Below are 13,200 nucleotides of genomic sequence, written 5' to 3' on the forward strand. Positions count from 1 at the left end.
GACAAATATTAAAAAACGGTTCAAAAGAGATACTCCAAGAAAAGCCTCTCCAAAAGGCTTTGGGAGCCTTGGTTATGAACGTTAAGGGCAAAGTCATGGCGCGTAGCAGCGAGTCCGTCAAAACCGTCCCCCAAGACCATGAACCGTCGGTCGCCATGGATCAGACCATCGACCAGGTTCGCGAACTTTTGTTCGGTCATGAAAAGCGTACGACCGACACGCGTTTGCGCGATCTCGATAGTAAGATGGAAGCCCGTCTCGAGGCGCTGCACAAGGAAATGACGGCGCGCTTCAACAGTGTCGAGAACATGCTCGCCGAGCTTGCGCGCGATACGGAGAACCGCCGTCTTTCCGCAATTTCCGACATTGGCGCGGCGATTTCGCAACTTGGCGCGACCGTCCAGAAAATGGGTAACGGGCATTCTGGCTCGTAATGAAACATGGCGGATACGGATATACGCCCCGCCGAAAAAACCGACATTGACCGGCTCAGGAGGCTCCTCCTCGGCGACGGCGAAGAAAAGCTGCAAACTGTTGAGGAGCGTTTAGAAGCGATCGACCGACGAGTCGGTTCGCCTGACCGTTTGGAGAATGCCACGGCGGAAGTCCTGGCCGGGGCCCTCAGGCGGGCCGAAGTCGATCGGCACAAGGAACTTGCGACAGCCATCGCGCCGCTTGTCGTCGCCGCCATCCGCAGCGAAATCAAGAATTCCAAGGACATGATGGTCGAAGCGCTCTATCCGATCACCGGACGCCTCGTTTCCGCTGCCGTCGCCAATGCCTTTCGCGAACTCATCACGACCTTGAACGAAAAGGTCGATGCACTGCTGTCGGTGCAATCATGGCAGTTGCGCGTCAAGTCGATCCTGACCGGGCAGCCGATGAGCGCGCTCGCCCTCGCCGAGGCGAGCCTTGCCTCGATCGACCGCATCATCCTTTTGGAGCGTGGCTCGGGGCATCTGATCGCCGATTGGCACCGGGACGGCAAGGCGAGTGAAAATCCCGAGCTGGTCAGCGGCCTCATCGCGGCGATCACCGACTTCGCCGGCAATGTCTTTGCCGCCAACAGCGGCGAACTGCGCAATCTCGATGTCGGTGGCAGCCGGATTTTCTTGCGTCCCTCGGCACGCATGATCGCCGCCGCCCAGGTGATCGGCCCCACGCGCGGCGAGGACGAACGGGCTATCGATACGGCGCTTGTCGACTTGCTCGAACGGCATGACCGGGACGAGCTGATTACCACCGACAAGCTCGGACTTCTGGCAGACACAATCTTACCCAAGCGCGGTGCGCAGAAGTCGAATGGAATCGCCTCCTACGCGTTGGCCGGCCTCCTCATCGCTTTGCTTGGCTTTGGCGCATGGCGTCTTTGGCACGTCGTTCAGCATTGGCGGACCGAACGTCAGGTGAACGCTGCCTACGATGCAACTTTGGCCCACGATCCGCGCCTCGCCGCTTTCCCGCTACAGGTCCGTTTCGATCACAAGCGCGCGGTCGTACATGTGCGCGGGATCTTGCCGAACGTGCAAGGCGCCGACGAGATCACGCAGGCGCTCAGCAGCGCCGCCGCCCCCTATACGCTCGACACGAATGTCGAAACGATTGCGACAGCGCAGGAAGTTGCAACGCTGGGCAAATCAGTCAAGGATTTGCAGGACGAGATTGCGGCCGCGCGGACCTCTCTCGGCACATTGAACGCCCAGTTGCGAACCGATCTGAGCGCCGATATCCAAGCCTCCGACAACAAACTCGGCGGCACCATCACCCAGGCCCTCACCGATGTGCGTGCACAGATCGCGAGCGACACGAAAGCGCTGCAGAGCGAACTCGACCAGCATAGTGTCCGCCTCACACAGATCGGCGCCATCAACGACAAGCTCGCGGCGGTCGAGCAAGCGACCGAAGAGGCGAATGCCCTGCTCGATACACCCGAGGCGAAATTGGGGCGTCTCGTCCAGGGCTTCGCGATCTTCTTCCCGAAGGGTGAAGCGACCATTATCGACCGGCCGGGTTTGAGCACCAAACTCGATCAGCTGGCCGATTTTCTCAAATCGACCGGCTTGAGCATCCGCATCATCAGCCACGCCGACGAAACCGGCTCGGCCGTCCTCAATCGGAGTCTCGGCGTCCAGCGTGCCACCGTCGTGGCGGCAGAACTCACCAAGCGCGGTGTCGATCAAAGCCATATCGCCACCGTCACGCGATCGACGCTCGAGCCCATCCGCGACGGAGCCGCGGCGGCCAACCGGCGCGCGACCTTCGAGCCGACCTATGTGGGCGAGCCGACCCAATGATCGCGAGCGCCAAGGTTCTGCTGCTGGGGGATATTGGCGTCGGCAAAAGCTCGCTCGCGCGCCGTTTTATCTTCGACCATTTCGACGCGAATTATAAAACGACGATCGGCGTCGATATCATGACTCACGATCTCGATCTGGAAGATGGCGAGGCACCATTCCGCTTTGTCTTGTGGGATACGGACGGCGATTTCGGTCAGCAGATTTTTTCCAGCGTCTATGTGGTTGGCGCAGCGGCCGCCCTGATCGTTTCCGATGCGACACGCCCGGACTCCTTAACCAAAGCCGGCGGGCTCGCGGAAACCTTTGCCAGCCGGTTTCCTGGCCGCCCGGCGAAAGTCATCGTCAACAAGATCGATCTCCTCGACGATCCCGCGCCGCGCTTTACCGTCGATGGCCTGAGCGCGGACGATCTCGCCCTCACCAGCGCGAAAACCGGCCAGAACGTGATGCAGCTCTTTCGCACGCTCGGCCGAACGATCCGGCGGCGCGCATGACCCCTGATCTCCCCTTGGAAGAGGCGCTGCAGATCTCGAATGCCGCGAGCCGGCTGATCGCTGCTAACGTGTTTGGATTTTGCGACGTCGACGGCAACGGTATTGTCATCCACCGCGTCGGCACGCTCAGCCTTTGGGCGCCGGAGGAAGGCAGCAATCTGTTTGAAGCGCCTCTCATGATGGGCTTTGAAGCGAGCATTCGCGAGGCGGCGCAGACGCCCGGCACGACGATCACCCTGCCAGATCTTGGCCTTGTCATCGAAGGCACTGTCCGGCGGCTCGACTTGCGCTTCGTTTGGCAAGACCACGACCATCTCATGGTCGTCTCGTATGATGTCGGCGAGCGGCATGATTTGCTGGTCTCGCTCAATCAGACCCGGCGTGAACAACGCATCGCCCAAGATCAGATCGCCCTGCAACAACGCCAACTTGCCGAGCAGGCGCAATCCTTGAGCATCGCGAATACCGATCTCAAGCGCTTCTCTCTCGCCATGTCGCATGACCTTCAAGCACCGGTGAGGCAAATCAGGCGGTTCGCCGATTTAATCGCGGAAGACGGCCACGGCCTCGACGAGCGGCGGCTCGATTTTCTGCACGAGATCGCGGCCGGCGCAGCGCGTATGCAGGCGATGATCGTGACATTGCTGCGCTACATGCGCATCGCCCAGCAAGAGGCGAGCTTCTCGGACATCCGGCTTGAAGACGCGTTCGAGATCGCCAAATCCAACTTGCGCTCGGATATCGCTGCCGCGCAGGCGGAAATCGCCGTCGGCGCGCTGCCGGCCGTGCATGGCGACGAGGCGCTTCTGGCGCTCGTCTTTCAAAATCTGATGCAAAATTCCCTAAAATACCGCAGTGCTGCGCCGCCACGCATCCATATTCAGGCAACGGTGCTTGACGGCGTGGCGGATATTGCCGTGACCGATAACGGCCGCGGCATCGATCCGGCGAGCGCGCCGAAAGCCTTTGCGCTCTTTCAGCGCCTGAACAGCGATCCGACGATTTCCGGCGTCGGCGCTGGCTTACCCGTGTGTCAGCGCATCATCGAAATGCACGCCGGCAGAATCTGGATCGACACCGACTGGCGTGAAGGCCTGCGAGTGCGCTTCACTCTGCCTCTTGCGCGAGCTAATTGATCGTAGGCCGCACCTTGGGCAATTCGATCGTAATCGTCGTGCCCCAATCCTTCTGACTGACGATCGCCAGTTCACCGCCATGCAGTTGCGCGATCGATGTCGCGACCAAGAGGCCGAGCCCATGTCCGGTCGCCAAAAGATCGGCCGGCAATTTCTTTTGCGCATCATGATGCGAGGCTTGCGCAATTTCCTCATCGGTCATGCCCGCGCCCTGATCGGCGACATTGACTCGCACGCTCGATCCCATGTCGCGCACCACGATCTCGATCGTGGTTCCGGCATCGGCATAACGGTGCGCATTGTTCACCGTGTTGAGCAGCATCTGAAAGACCGCGACCTTATCGATTTCCGCTTCGAAATCACCCGGCGCAACGCGGACCGAAATGCCTTGCGACCGCTGGCGGCATTTCTCCGCCATCGTCATCACCACCGATTTCACGATGTCGACGAGATTGGCCCGTTCGAAATATAAATCCGGCGCCACATGGGCCTTGGCCTCGATCTCGATGAAACGTCGCAACAACGTATCGAGCTTTTGCGAACGTTCCTTGATCTGCGCGACGAATTGCGTCGGATCGTTCAACGCGATCGGCTGGTCCGAGGTGCCGGCGGAGAGCAATTCACCGAAGCCGTGCACCGCGCTCAAGGTCGTCAACACTTCATGGGTCATCTCGCTCATCGCCTCGGCAAGCTGCGTCTTGCCGCGCGCTTGCTCGGCCAGCGAGCGGCGCAATTCCAGCGCCGCGTCGCGCATGTGGAACACCGTGCGGATGACGGCATCAAGCGTCGACGGCGACAGATCGTTCTTGTGCAGGAAGCCCAGCGCGCCCGCGGACAGGCCCATGCCCTGGACATCCGCAGCCTCGACCGAGGAAACCACCAGCGCGGGAATATGCCACGTGTCGGACGAGCCGCGACGCAGCAGCGTCAGCGACGAATCCGTTCCGACCCAATAGTCGAGAATCATCAGATCGTAATGGGTCGCGGCGAGGTGTTGCAAAGCCGTGCGAATATCCGTCACATGTTCGATCTGCGCGGCGAAATAGCGCGACCGGCCCAGATACTCGGCCATGAGCTTTGCGTCGCGCGGATCGTCTTCGACCAGCAGGACGAGCAAATTGGCCCGTGCCGTTGTTCGATCGCCACCCTTCGCGTGGCCCTCCCCCGACTCGCCATCTTCTTTGCCGGATGCGGTTTGTGCCAAACGCTCAGAGGTCATCTTACTTCCAGACCGTGTAAACTCACTCGCTTTGCCGCGAACATTTCGAGCGGCATCCCGCCCAAGCTTGCAATTTGGCCAACCTCAAGGGGCCCGCCCCCTGCTTCTGCCGTTAAGGGGCGAGGCTGCATTCTTTTTTAGCATGTTTTCAATTAACTAAAGAACCCCCGTAGGCAAGCCCATTGGCAAAACCTAGGCGTAGTTTAAGGGAGGCCAGGCGGATCGTAAAGGGCCCGCCAGGCACAAGGCGTTGGGCGAGCGCGAAAATTTGAGGTGCCGCATGCCACGCCACGCGGTTGTGGCCTCTCAGGCGGTCGTGCGGGGCAGAAACGGCAGAAGATGCTCGATGACGGGCAGCAGACGAAAACTCGGGCAGAAGGTGGCCGCTCTCGACCGCGCAGCCGCTGACATCGTCAGCCCAGCGGCGCAAGACGTCGAGCGGCGTCGGGCCTCCAGCATTCTCTCGTATCGGCCATAGGACTGAAACAGGACACGACAATATTCTCCCCGCCTTCGGATCGGCAGCATCGAGTTCACGGTCTTCGAATGCCGCGGCTCTGTAATCTTCGCAGATGGCACGCTGCGCGGCGGGGTCCCGAAAGGCTGAGCGGCAGGCGGCAAGCACTTCGGGTTCGAAGAGATCCTTGAGAATTTTCATGGACAAAGACAGGCCGCCGACCGCTCTAAACCACTTTGAATTGCTCCGTCTCAACCTAAGCATCCATGTAACATATTGAATAATAATATATATTAGCCCTATTAGTTTGATCCCAAAAAAATTTCGTATGCTTACCAATCGTTCTCGCGCAGGTCCCGCCGCCAGCCGATATTTGATGGTTTTGCAATCGAAGTGGGCAGGTGGTTGTTGATCCCTCGCGCGATCGATCCCGTCCTCGAACGTCTCCGACTCGGCCTGTGCCGCCTCCGGCTGGCAGGCGTCGCGCGCGCATCCGCCCGCTGACTCATGCATTTGTAATTCCTAGCCAAAACGAATGTTCATTATATGTTCTGCATCCATATTTGTCAAATTTTCGCCGCTTCGGTCGCGGGCGGAAAACCGTAAAAATAATGATTTCTCAGAGGAAACGAGAGCGAGAACGGAGCAGTATCGAAAGCGCCTCCAATTTCCCGATTTCGTCCATTTTGCCTTTCGGTTGTGTGCCTGAGACGTCAATACGTCCAAATGCGATCGGCCTGCTTCCGATCTACAGAAACGCCGATTTTCCGGCGGCGCGAATTGTCGGTGAAGCTCAGCAACGCTCCACGGCACGATGCAAAGAAACCTCAAGACAACTTTGGGCCTCGGAAGCGATTCCTGGGCTCATACTTTAGGAGGAGTGCCAGTGTTCACTCACTCACAATCGCAGCCGGATCAGCCTGTTAAGCTACTCAAATGAGATGCAAGCACAGGAGGCGCAAGTGGGCCTAGAAAGATTCTTCTTCTTCACGCAAACTGACGGCGTTCGCCTTGGCGAGACCACTGAGCAGTTCAACGCCCGGGTTGCCGAAATTGAGCAATTGGAGACTGCCTGCAAGGATGGGCGGTTCCGGCCGGATGAGTATGAGTCGGCACAGCGCCGCCTCCGCGATCTCAAAGCACCCTTTGATTTCGACGCAGACGACGAGGGCTATTAGTCGTCCCTCTGCCCCCATCGTCTTCACCCGCGGGCGACAGCCGAGGACAGCTTTCAAGCATGGCGAGGTGTTCGCCTCGCGTACGCGGCCGGCAAAGGCTTGGCGATGGAAAGGCACGGCGATATCATTCCAAGCTCGCATGCCAGCCGAATAATTGCAGCGACCGAAACTCTGTTAGGGTATTTCTTGATGGCGGGGCTAATTGCGCGCCTAACAAAATTCTTGGTCACGTAAGGCGCCCTAATGTGTGACGCCGCAGATGGCTTCGCATCCGTCGCGGCGCATCGTTGGCTTGCCAACATCGAGCCGGACCCCGCCGACCTGCTACGGCCCTATCTGACAAAACCGTCATCGGTCTTACTTCGGATCGGCGCCAACGATGTTCGGGTGTGAGCGGCGTCCCAAACGGGTTACATCCAATATGAGGTGACCTGTTGAGATATGTTCAAACCCAAGCATGTTCGAAGAGACGGACATGCTAACACAGTGCTTATGTCACCCGTAAGGCGTCAGGCCACAAGTGATAATATCCACACTTGAAGCTATGTTGCTCATGGTAGCATGCGCCGAGGAAGGTCGCACTCCCTTCTGAACCTATTGAGGAGGGCTGCATGATTTGGGCTTGGCTATCCAAATTGATCACCTGGCGCTCCGTAAGATCGATCGCAGCGGTGTGTTTTCTGAGTCTGCTGCCTTGCCCTGCTGTGGCCCAAACTGAGGGGTCACAGACCCTAATTGCTTGGCGTCTTCCAACAGGAATTTATCTTAAAGGATCGTTCAGCGGCATCAACGAGTTACAAAGCTTGGCCGCGCGAGCCGGAACCACGATCATCAATGCCGACGATATTAATAAGGCCGAGGGCCGTCCCAGTTCTCTAATGGTACTAGCTATATCGGTTCTTTCGGACATGCAGTTGGGGCGCGTCGAAATAAATGCATCACAATTTTCTGTTGAAGGCGTTGCCAGAGCGACCAAGGTCGGCGTGCTAAAAGAACAAATCTTACAAAGAATTCCAACTACAATCCATGTTGAAAGCTTGCGAATCGACTCGCCGGAACAAGCGCCATTTCATTGGGCTATAGTCACAGGTTTGCCAAATGCGTCGGGCGATTCCGGTGTTACAATGGGCGGGGATGTAATAAGTGAAGACGCTCGCACCATGCTGGATCTTTCGGCACAAATTGTCTCCACAGAACCTAGAATTATCGATCAGACGCGTGTTAGGCTAAACTCACCAAAATACTATCTTGGCGTAGAAACAACGCTTTTATCCCAAATGAAAATACTGTCTAAGGGATTTGCCTGGGTTTACGATAACAGGTTTGATTTAGTTGGTGGTTCTTTGTCGATACGTAGCACGGAGAGCGACACAGGATGCGAAGAATTAGGCAAGAAGTTACCGAAAGACGTTTTGTGTCGACTTGTAGATATATCGAATAATTGGCCAAATAAAGCAACTAATTTTAATCCAACTACGGCCTCAAATCTAGATCCATTTACACCTGTCAATGCTTCGGACGTAGTGGAGGCGACGAAGGAAATTTCCGAAATTGACCATTCTTCGGATCCGAGAATTGTCGATATTCTCTACGCAACAGTTCGGGCGCCGAACAAGTCAGATTCTGTACCTGGCCACGCCGCTTATACGGGCGAACGAAATTCACAATTGGAGTTTGGTCGAGCTCGAATTCGGATTCCTGAGGACCACAAGATTGGCCGGCTCGAACTTCCAGGGGGCCTTTCTGTATTCGGATTTGACCTCATTCGACAGGCGCCCGATCCAAATAAGCATTTTCTTATACGCAGCGTGCAGCCGCTTACGTCAGAACAATGGGACGATTTAATCGATTCTGTAGGTCCGAAGGATGCGGTGATATTCGTCCATGGATTTAATAATTCGTTTGAAGATGGCGTGTTGCGAATTGCGCAAATCACTTGGGATCTACAATATAAAGGCTTGCCGGTGCTGTTCTCTTGGGCGTCGCGAGGCGAGATTGCTGACTATGAATATGATCGCAACAGCGCACTGGTCGCACGGGAAGCTTTTATGCAATTGCTAGACAACCTCAGAGAGAAGCACGGGATCACAAAGGTTCATATAATTGCGCACAGTATGGGCTCGTTTCTGGTGCTCGATGCCCTTGCTAACGCGCGTCAACTCCCGGGCGCCATGGGACAGCTTATTCTCGCGGCACCGGATGTTGATCGTGATCAATTTAAGGCGGAGATCCCGTTGCTTGGCAAAACATTTAGTGGCCTTACGCTCTACGCGTCATCAAATGACCGTGCATTGGAAGCTTCGATGAAGCTTGCTGGCAATATTCCCAGGGCTGGGGATGTACCGCCCGACGGACCAATCGTCATTCAAGGTCTTGATACATTGGACGTTAGTTCGCTCGGGGAGGAGATGTTCGGTCTTAACCACGGTACTTTTGCGGAGGCCCGTCCGCTAATTGACGATATGAGTTTGATACTTTCGCAAGGTCTTCGGCCGCCGCGATTGGCTGAAGAGCGACCTGTGCCCGACAACGGCACGCCCGTTCGATATTGGCGCTTCTCACAGTAGTAGTTTTTATCGGCACCATTCTTAATTCGCGTCCTGCTCCTTCCGAACTCGGGGAACTACCACTTCCCGATGGCCGCTGACTCGCGGTTTGTCATCTGCATGATCCAGTTTGCGCAATCCAACAGGGATCGGGTCTGTGCAGTTACAGAAGAATGCTCAAGCGCCGGCCGGGCTGATCAAGCCGGGCTCTGGCTGATGCGCTGCCCGGCTTAAATCAATTGCCGATTCGTGATGATGCAGCGACGCAAATTGTCCGTGAAAATCCGCAAGGCTCCACAGCAACGCGCAGTGTTGTATTTCACATCTATTTTACAAGTTCGGGAAGATTTCGAGCTAAGCGCTTGATTTCATTGGCGCGCCCAAGGGGACTCGAACCCCTGTTTTCGCCGTGAAAGGGCGACGTCCTAGACCGCTAGACGATGGGCGCGGATACTTCGCGCCGACACGGCGCTGCGAAGCACAAGGCGGACCTATAATGGCGCTTCCCGGTCATGGCAAGGCCAAAAAGGCCACAAGGAAACAAAATTCCCCAGAAACGATTGTACCCCTTTGCCGACTCGCTGCCACGTCAGGCTTGGCGCCGACCGGCCGGCGCCGCATCGAGAATCCGCAATTGCACCCGTTCCTGCCCGCCCCAATGGTCGATCGACAACGTCCCGGCGAGGTGCATCGCGGTCCCGCGCCCGGCGAGCAGCGCCTGCCCGAGCGGACTTGCGGCCGCGCGAAAGGCAATGGCCTGCAGCCGACCGCCGTCCAGGCCTATGGTGCGCACCCGAATATGGCCCTGCCCCACCTCGCCAACGTCGATCATACGTTGATCGGCAAAGGCGAAAATCGGCTCCGAATTGCCTGTGCCGAATGGGCCGGCGCGCTCCACATCCTTTACCAGGGCAGCCTGCGCGGCGGTTGCGGTCAGCATGCCGTCGATGCGCAGCGCCTCCTCCGCCCGGGCCCGTGTCACATCGGCGCCGAGCGCCTCGCTCAGATAGGCACGAAGGGACTCGAGTTTGCCACGTTCCACCGTCAGGCCGGCGGCCATGGCATGGCCGCCGCCCTTCACGAGCAATCCGGTCTCGACCGCCGCGCGCACGGCGCGGCCAAGATCGACGCCGGCAATCGAGCGGCCGGAGCCCGTGCCGATGTCGCCGGTAAAGGAGATGGCAAAGGCCGGGCGGCGGTAACGGTCCTTGAGCCGGCTGGCGACAAGGCCGACAACGCCCGGATGCCAGGCGTCCGACCCGACCATCAATACGGCCTCATCGCCACATTGGCTGGCCATCGCATCGGCCTCTTCCAAAGTCGCCACTTCGATCGCTTGCCGTTCACGATTGAGCCGGTCGAGCTCGGCGGCAACCCGGCCCGCCTCCACCGGATCGTCAGTCATCAGTAGTCTGGCGCCGAGCGCCGCGTCGCCGATCCGGCCGCCAGCATTGATACGCGGCCCGACCAAAAAGCCGAGATGATACGGCCGCGCCGGGCCATGCGCACCCGCGGCATCCATGAGCGCCGTGAGCCCGATACGCCCGCGCGCCTTCATGACCTGCAGGCCGCGTGTCACGAAGGCGCGGTTGAGACCGATCAGCGGCACGACATCGGCGACGGTGCCGAGCGCGACGAGATCGAGATCGGAGAGCAAGGCCGGAGCCGGATATTGCGCGGTCCAAAAGCCGCTGTCGCGCAGGGCGCGATTCAACCCCACCAACGTCATGAAGACGACGCCCGCCGCGCACAGATAGCCGAGCTGCGACAGATCGTCCTGCCGGTTCGGATTGACGATCGCGACCGCCTCGGGAAGCACTTCCGGCGCCTGATGATGATCGAGCACGATCGCGTCGAGACCGAGCAGCCGCGCCGCCGCCAAGGGTTCGAAGCTGGTGGTACCGCAATCGACCGTGACGAGTAGCGTGGCGCCGCGCGCGTGCAACGACGCTATGGCGTCGCTGTTGGGACCATAGCCTTCGAAGATCCGGTCGGGGATGTGGATGATGGTATTGCAGCCGCAGGCGTTGAGGAAATTGGCAAGCAATGCGGTCGCCGTGGCGCCATCGACATCATAGTCGCCGAATACGGCGACCGTCTCGCCCTTTTGCGCCGCCTGCGCCAGCCGCGCGACGGCCGGTTGCATATCCGTCAGCACGTCCGGATCTGGCATGAGATTGCGCAGCGACGGATCGAGCCAATCCTCAACCGTCTCCATCGTCACGCCGCGCCCGACGAGCACACGCGCCAAGATGTCGGAGAGACCATGACCTTGCGCGAGTGCCATGGCCTGCGCCGCGCCTTCGATATCGAGCCGGTCCCGCCATGCGCGCTGCGACACCGATTGATCGACACCGAGAAGGGGCTTGCGCTCGGACATGAAATCAAGACCTCATCCAAGCGCCTTGCGATATTGAATGAAGCCGGGTTTGTCAGCCAGCGTATCGTAAAGCGCCTGCGCCGGAAGATTGGTCTCGTGCGTCATCCAATAGACCCGGCCCGCACCCGCCGCCTTGGCCGCCCCGTAGACGGCTTCGATCAAGGCGCGGCCGACGCCCGTGCCGCGCTGATCGTCGCGGGTGAACAGATCCTGCAGATAGCACACCGGCTCGATCATCCAGGTGTTGCGATGATAGAGGTAATGCACCAGGCCGACGAGTTCGCCCTTGTCCTCGGCGACAAAGGCGTGCATCGGCTCGAGGCCGTTGAAGAAACGCGCCCAGGTCGTCTCCGTGACTTCGGGGCGTACAGACGTCTTGTAGAACGTCAGATAGCCTTGCCACAGAGGCTCCCATTGGGCGCGGTCGGCGGGCGTTACGGCACGTATGATCATCGGGGTCAGCCTTCTCAATCCAAGCGGAATTTCGCCATCTCGCGGTGCTCGGCGTGAATCTTGCGCACCGTGCCCGTGACCGAACGGTAAATCACCGTCTCGGTTTCAATCACATTGTTGCTGTTGAAGCGCACGCCGGACAGCAGCGGGCCGTCGGTCACGCCGGTGGCGCAGACGATCACGTCGCCCGACGCGAGTTCGTTCATATCGTATTTCTTGCGCGGATCGGTCACGCCCATCTTGCGGGCGCGCTCGACCTTGGATGGGGTGTCCAGGATCAGCCGGCCCTGCATCTGGCCGCCGACGCAGCGCACCGCGCCCGCCGCCAGCACGCCTTCCGCCGCGCCGCCCGAACCAAGATAGAGATCGACGCCGGTCTTTTCCGGCTGGGTGGTGAAGATGACGCCGGCAACATCGCCGTCGGAGATAAGCCTGATCGAGGCACCGGCACGCCGGCACGCGGCGATAAGGTCCTGGTGGCGCGGCCGATCCATGATCAGGACGCCAATGTCGCGCACCTTCACGCCCTTGGCGCGCGCCAGCGCGTTAATATTGTCTTCCGGCGAGGCATCAAGATCGACGACGCCGGCCGGATAGCCGGGTCCGATTGCGATTTTCTGCATGTAGACATCCGGCGCATTCAGCAAACTGCCCGCCTCCGCCATCGCCATCACGGCGATGGAACCGGGCATGTCCTTGGCGCAGAGCGTCGTGCCTTCGAGCGGATCGACCGCAATATCGACGCGCGGCCCGGTGCGGGTGCCGACCTTCTCGCCGATGAACAGCATCGGCGTCTCGTCGCGCTCCCCCTCGCCGATCACGATCGTGCCGTCGATCGGCAGGCGGTTCAATTCGCGGCGCATTGCATCGACCGCCGCTTGGTCCGCGGCCTTTTCATCGCCGCGGCCGCGCCAACGGGCGGATGAAACCGCCGCCCGTTCGGTGACGCGCACGAGTTCCATGGTCAAAATGCGCTCGATGATTTTTTCTTCCTGGATGACGAGATCAGCCATCGACCGGTTTCCTCCGGGCGCGTCTTA

General features: G+C 59.0%; 12 protein-coding genes and 1 tRNA gene. 7 read left to right on the top strand and 6 right to left on the bottom strand.

Annotated features, from left to right (window positions below; all coding sequences use genetic code 11):
* Nucleotides 1–74: 74 nt before the first annotated feature.
* From V9T28_RS12290 to V9T28_RS12305, 4 genes are read left to right on the top strand one after another with little or no spacing between them, the layout of a single operon-like run.
* Nucleotides 75–434 carry a hypothetical protein gene (locus tag V9T28_RS12290; RefSeq protein ID WP_116399233.1) on the top strand — a complete coding sequence of 120 codons (360 nt, stop codon included), beginning with the start codon at nucleotides 75–77 and terminating at the stop codon, nucleotides 432–434.
* Between the two features lie 6 nt (nucleotides 435–440).
* Entirely contained in the window at nucleotides 441–2,294 is a 1,854-nt protein-coding gene (locus V9T28_RS12295) for an OmpA family protein (protein WP_116399234.1), read from the top strand.
* Nucleotides 2,291–2,791, top strand: coding sequence for a Rab family GTPase (locus V9T28_RS12300; RefSeq protein ID WP_245423891.1), 501 nt, complete (start codon nucleotides 2,291–2,293; stop codon nucleotides 2,789–2,791). Before V9T28_RS12295 ends, V9T28_RS12300 begins: the two co-directional genes overlap by 4 nt.
* Nucleotides 2,788–3,927, top strand: a complete 1,140-nt coding sequence (locus V9T28_RS12305; RefSeq protein ID WP_116399235.1) for a sensor histidine kinase — start codon at nucleotides 2,788–2,790, stop codon at nucleotides 3,925–3,927. Before V9T28_RS12300 ends, V9T28_RS12305 begins: the two co-directional genes overlap by 4 nt.
* Here V9T28_RS12305 and V9T28_RS12310 read toward each other — a convergent pair.
* Together V9T28_RS12310 and V9T28_RS12315 are read right to left on the bottom strand one after the other, a co-directional pair.
* On the bottom strand, nucleotides 3,920–5,146 hold the full coding sequence (locus V9T28_RS12310; protein WP_116399236.1) for an ATP-binding response regulator: 1,227 nt from the start codon (nucleotides 5,144–5,146) through the stop codon (nucleotides 3,920–3,922). The genes V9T28_RS12305 and V9T28_RS12310 overlap by 8 nt on opposite strands.
* 148 nt (nucleotides 5,147–5,294) lie before the next feature.
* Nucleotides 5,295–6,116: a hypothetical protein gene (locus V9T28_RS12315; protein WP_116399237.1), complete on the bottom strand. Its 822-nt coding sequence runs from the start codon at nucleotides 6,114–6,116 to the stop codon at nucleotides 5,295–5,297.
* Nucleotides 6,117–6,544: 428 nt separating this feature from the next.
* Here V9T28_RS12315 and V9T28_RS12320 point away from each other — a divergent pair, with 428 nt between their 5' ends.
* The 3 genes from V9T28_RS12320 (at nucleotide 6,545) to V9T28_RS12330 (ending at nucleotide 9,348) form a co-directional block, all read left to right on the top strand.
* Entirely contained in the window at nucleotides 6,545–6,781 is a 237-nt protein-coding gene (locus V9T28_RS12320; protein WP_116399238.1) for a hypothetical protein, read from the top strand.
* 243 nt (nucleotides 6,782–7,024) lie between these two features.
* Nucleotides 7,025–7,174 carry a hypothetical protein gene (locus tag V9T28_RS12325; RefSeq protein WP_158554707.1) on the top strand — a complete coding sequence of 50 codons (150 nt, stop codon included), beginning with the start codon at nucleotides 7,025–7,027 and terminating at the stop codon, nucleotides 7,172–7,174.
* Between the two features lie 218 nt (nucleotides 7,175–7,392).
* Nucleotides 7,393–9,348 carry an alpha/beta hydrolase gene (locus tag V9T28_RS12330; RefSeq protein ID WP_116399239.1) on the top strand — a complete coding sequence of 652 codons (1,956 nt, stop codon included), beginning with the start codon at nucleotides 7,393–7,395 and terminating at the stop codon, nucleotides 9,346–9,348.
* A gap of 351 nt (nucleotides 9,349–9,699) precedes the next feature.
* Here V9T28_RS12330 and V9T28_RS12335 read toward each other — a convergent pair.
* The 4 genes from V9T28_RS12335 to glpX form a co-directional block, all read right to left on the bottom strand.
* Nucleotides 9,700–9,775: transfer RNA gene (locus V9T28_RS12335), tRNA-Glu, on the bottom strand.
* Nucleotides 9,776–9,916: 141 nt separating this feature from the next.
* A complete protein-coding gene (recJ, locus tag V9T28_RS12340; RefSeq protein WP_116399240.1) occupies nucleotides 9,917–11,707 on the bottom strand; it encodes a single-stranded-DNA-specific exonuclease RecJ in 1,791 nt (596 codons plus the stop codon).
* Between the two features lie 12 nt (nucleotides 11,708–11,719).
* Nucleotides 11,720–12,160 carry a GNAT family N-acetyltransferase gene (locus V9T28_RS12345; protein WP_116399241.1) on the bottom strand — a complete coding sequence of 147 codons (441 nt, stop codon included), beginning with the start codon at nucleotides 12,158–12,160 and terminating at the stop codon, nucleotides 11,720–11,722.
* A gap of 14 nt (nucleotides 12,161–12,174) precedes the next feature.
* Nucleotides 12,175–13,173, bottom strand: a complete 999-nt coding sequence (glpX, locus tag V9T28_RS12350; RefSeq protein ID WP_116399242.1) for a class II fructose-bisphosphatase — start codon at nucleotides 13,171–13,173, stop codon at nucleotides 12,175–12,177.
* Between the last annotated feature and the right edge of the window lie 27 nt (nucleotides 13,174–13,200).

The sequence above is a fragment of the Methylovirgula sp. 4M-Z18 genome (genome assembly GCF_037890675.1).
Classification (GTDB): Bacteria; Pseudomonadota; Alphaproteobacteria; order Rhizobiales; family Beijerinckiaceae; genus 4M-Z18.

What these genes read in the sequence shown, in the direction of transcription:
- V9T28_RS12325 (WP_158554707.1), top strand. Translation starts at nt 7,025, where the DNA reads ATGTGTGACGCCGCAGATGGCTTCGCATCCGTCGCGGCGCATCGTTGG.
- V9T28_RS12295 (WP_116399234.1), top strand. Translation starts at nt 441, where the DNA reads ATGGCGGATACGGATATACGCCCCGCCGAAAAAACCGACATTGACCGG.
- V9T28_RS12290 (WP_116399233.1), top strand. Translation starts at nt 75, where the DNA reads ATGAACGTTAAGGGCAAAGTCATGGCGCGTAGCAGCGAGTCCGTCAAA.
- V9T28_RS12300 (WP_245423891.1), top strand. Translation starts at nt 2,291, where the DNA reads ATGATCGCGAGCGCCAAGGTTCTGCTGCTGGGGGATATTGGCGTCGGC.
- V9T28_RS12305 (WP_116399235.1), top strand. Translation starts at nt 2,788, where the DNA reads ATGACCCCTGATCTCCCCTTGGAAGAGGCGCTGCAGATCTCGAATGCC.
- V9T28_RS12315 (WP_116399237.1), bottom strand. Translation starts at nt 6,116, where the DNA reads ATGCATGAGTCAGCGGGCGGATGCGCGCGCGACGCCTGCCAGCCGGAG.
- V9T28_RS12320 (WP_116399238.1), top strand. Translation starts at nt 6,545, where the DNA reads ATGCAAGCACAGGAGGCGCAAGTGGGCCTAGAAAGATTCTTCTTCTTC.
- glpX (WP_116399242.1), bottom strand. Translation starts at nt 13,173, where the DNA reads ATGGCTGATCTCGTCATCCAGGAAGAAAAAATCATCGAGCGCATTTTG.
- recJ (WP_116399240.1), bottom strand. Translation starts at nt 11,707, where the DNA reads ATGTCCGAGCGCAAGCCCCTTCTCGGTGTCGATCAATCGGTGTCGCAG.
- V9T28_RS12330 (WP_116399239.1), top strand. Translation starts at nt 7,393, where the DNA reads ATGATTTGGGCTTGGCTATCCAAATTGATCACCTGGCGCTCCGTAAGA.
- V9T28_RS12345 (WP_116399241.1), bottom strand. Translation starts at nt 12,160, where the DNA reads ATGATCATACGTGCCGTAACGCCCGCCGACCGCGCCCAATGGGAGCCT.
- V9T28_RS12310 (WP_116399236.1), bottom strand. Translation starts at nt 5,146, where the DNA reads ATGACCTCTGAGCGTTTGGCACAAACCGCATCCGGCAAAGAAGATGGC.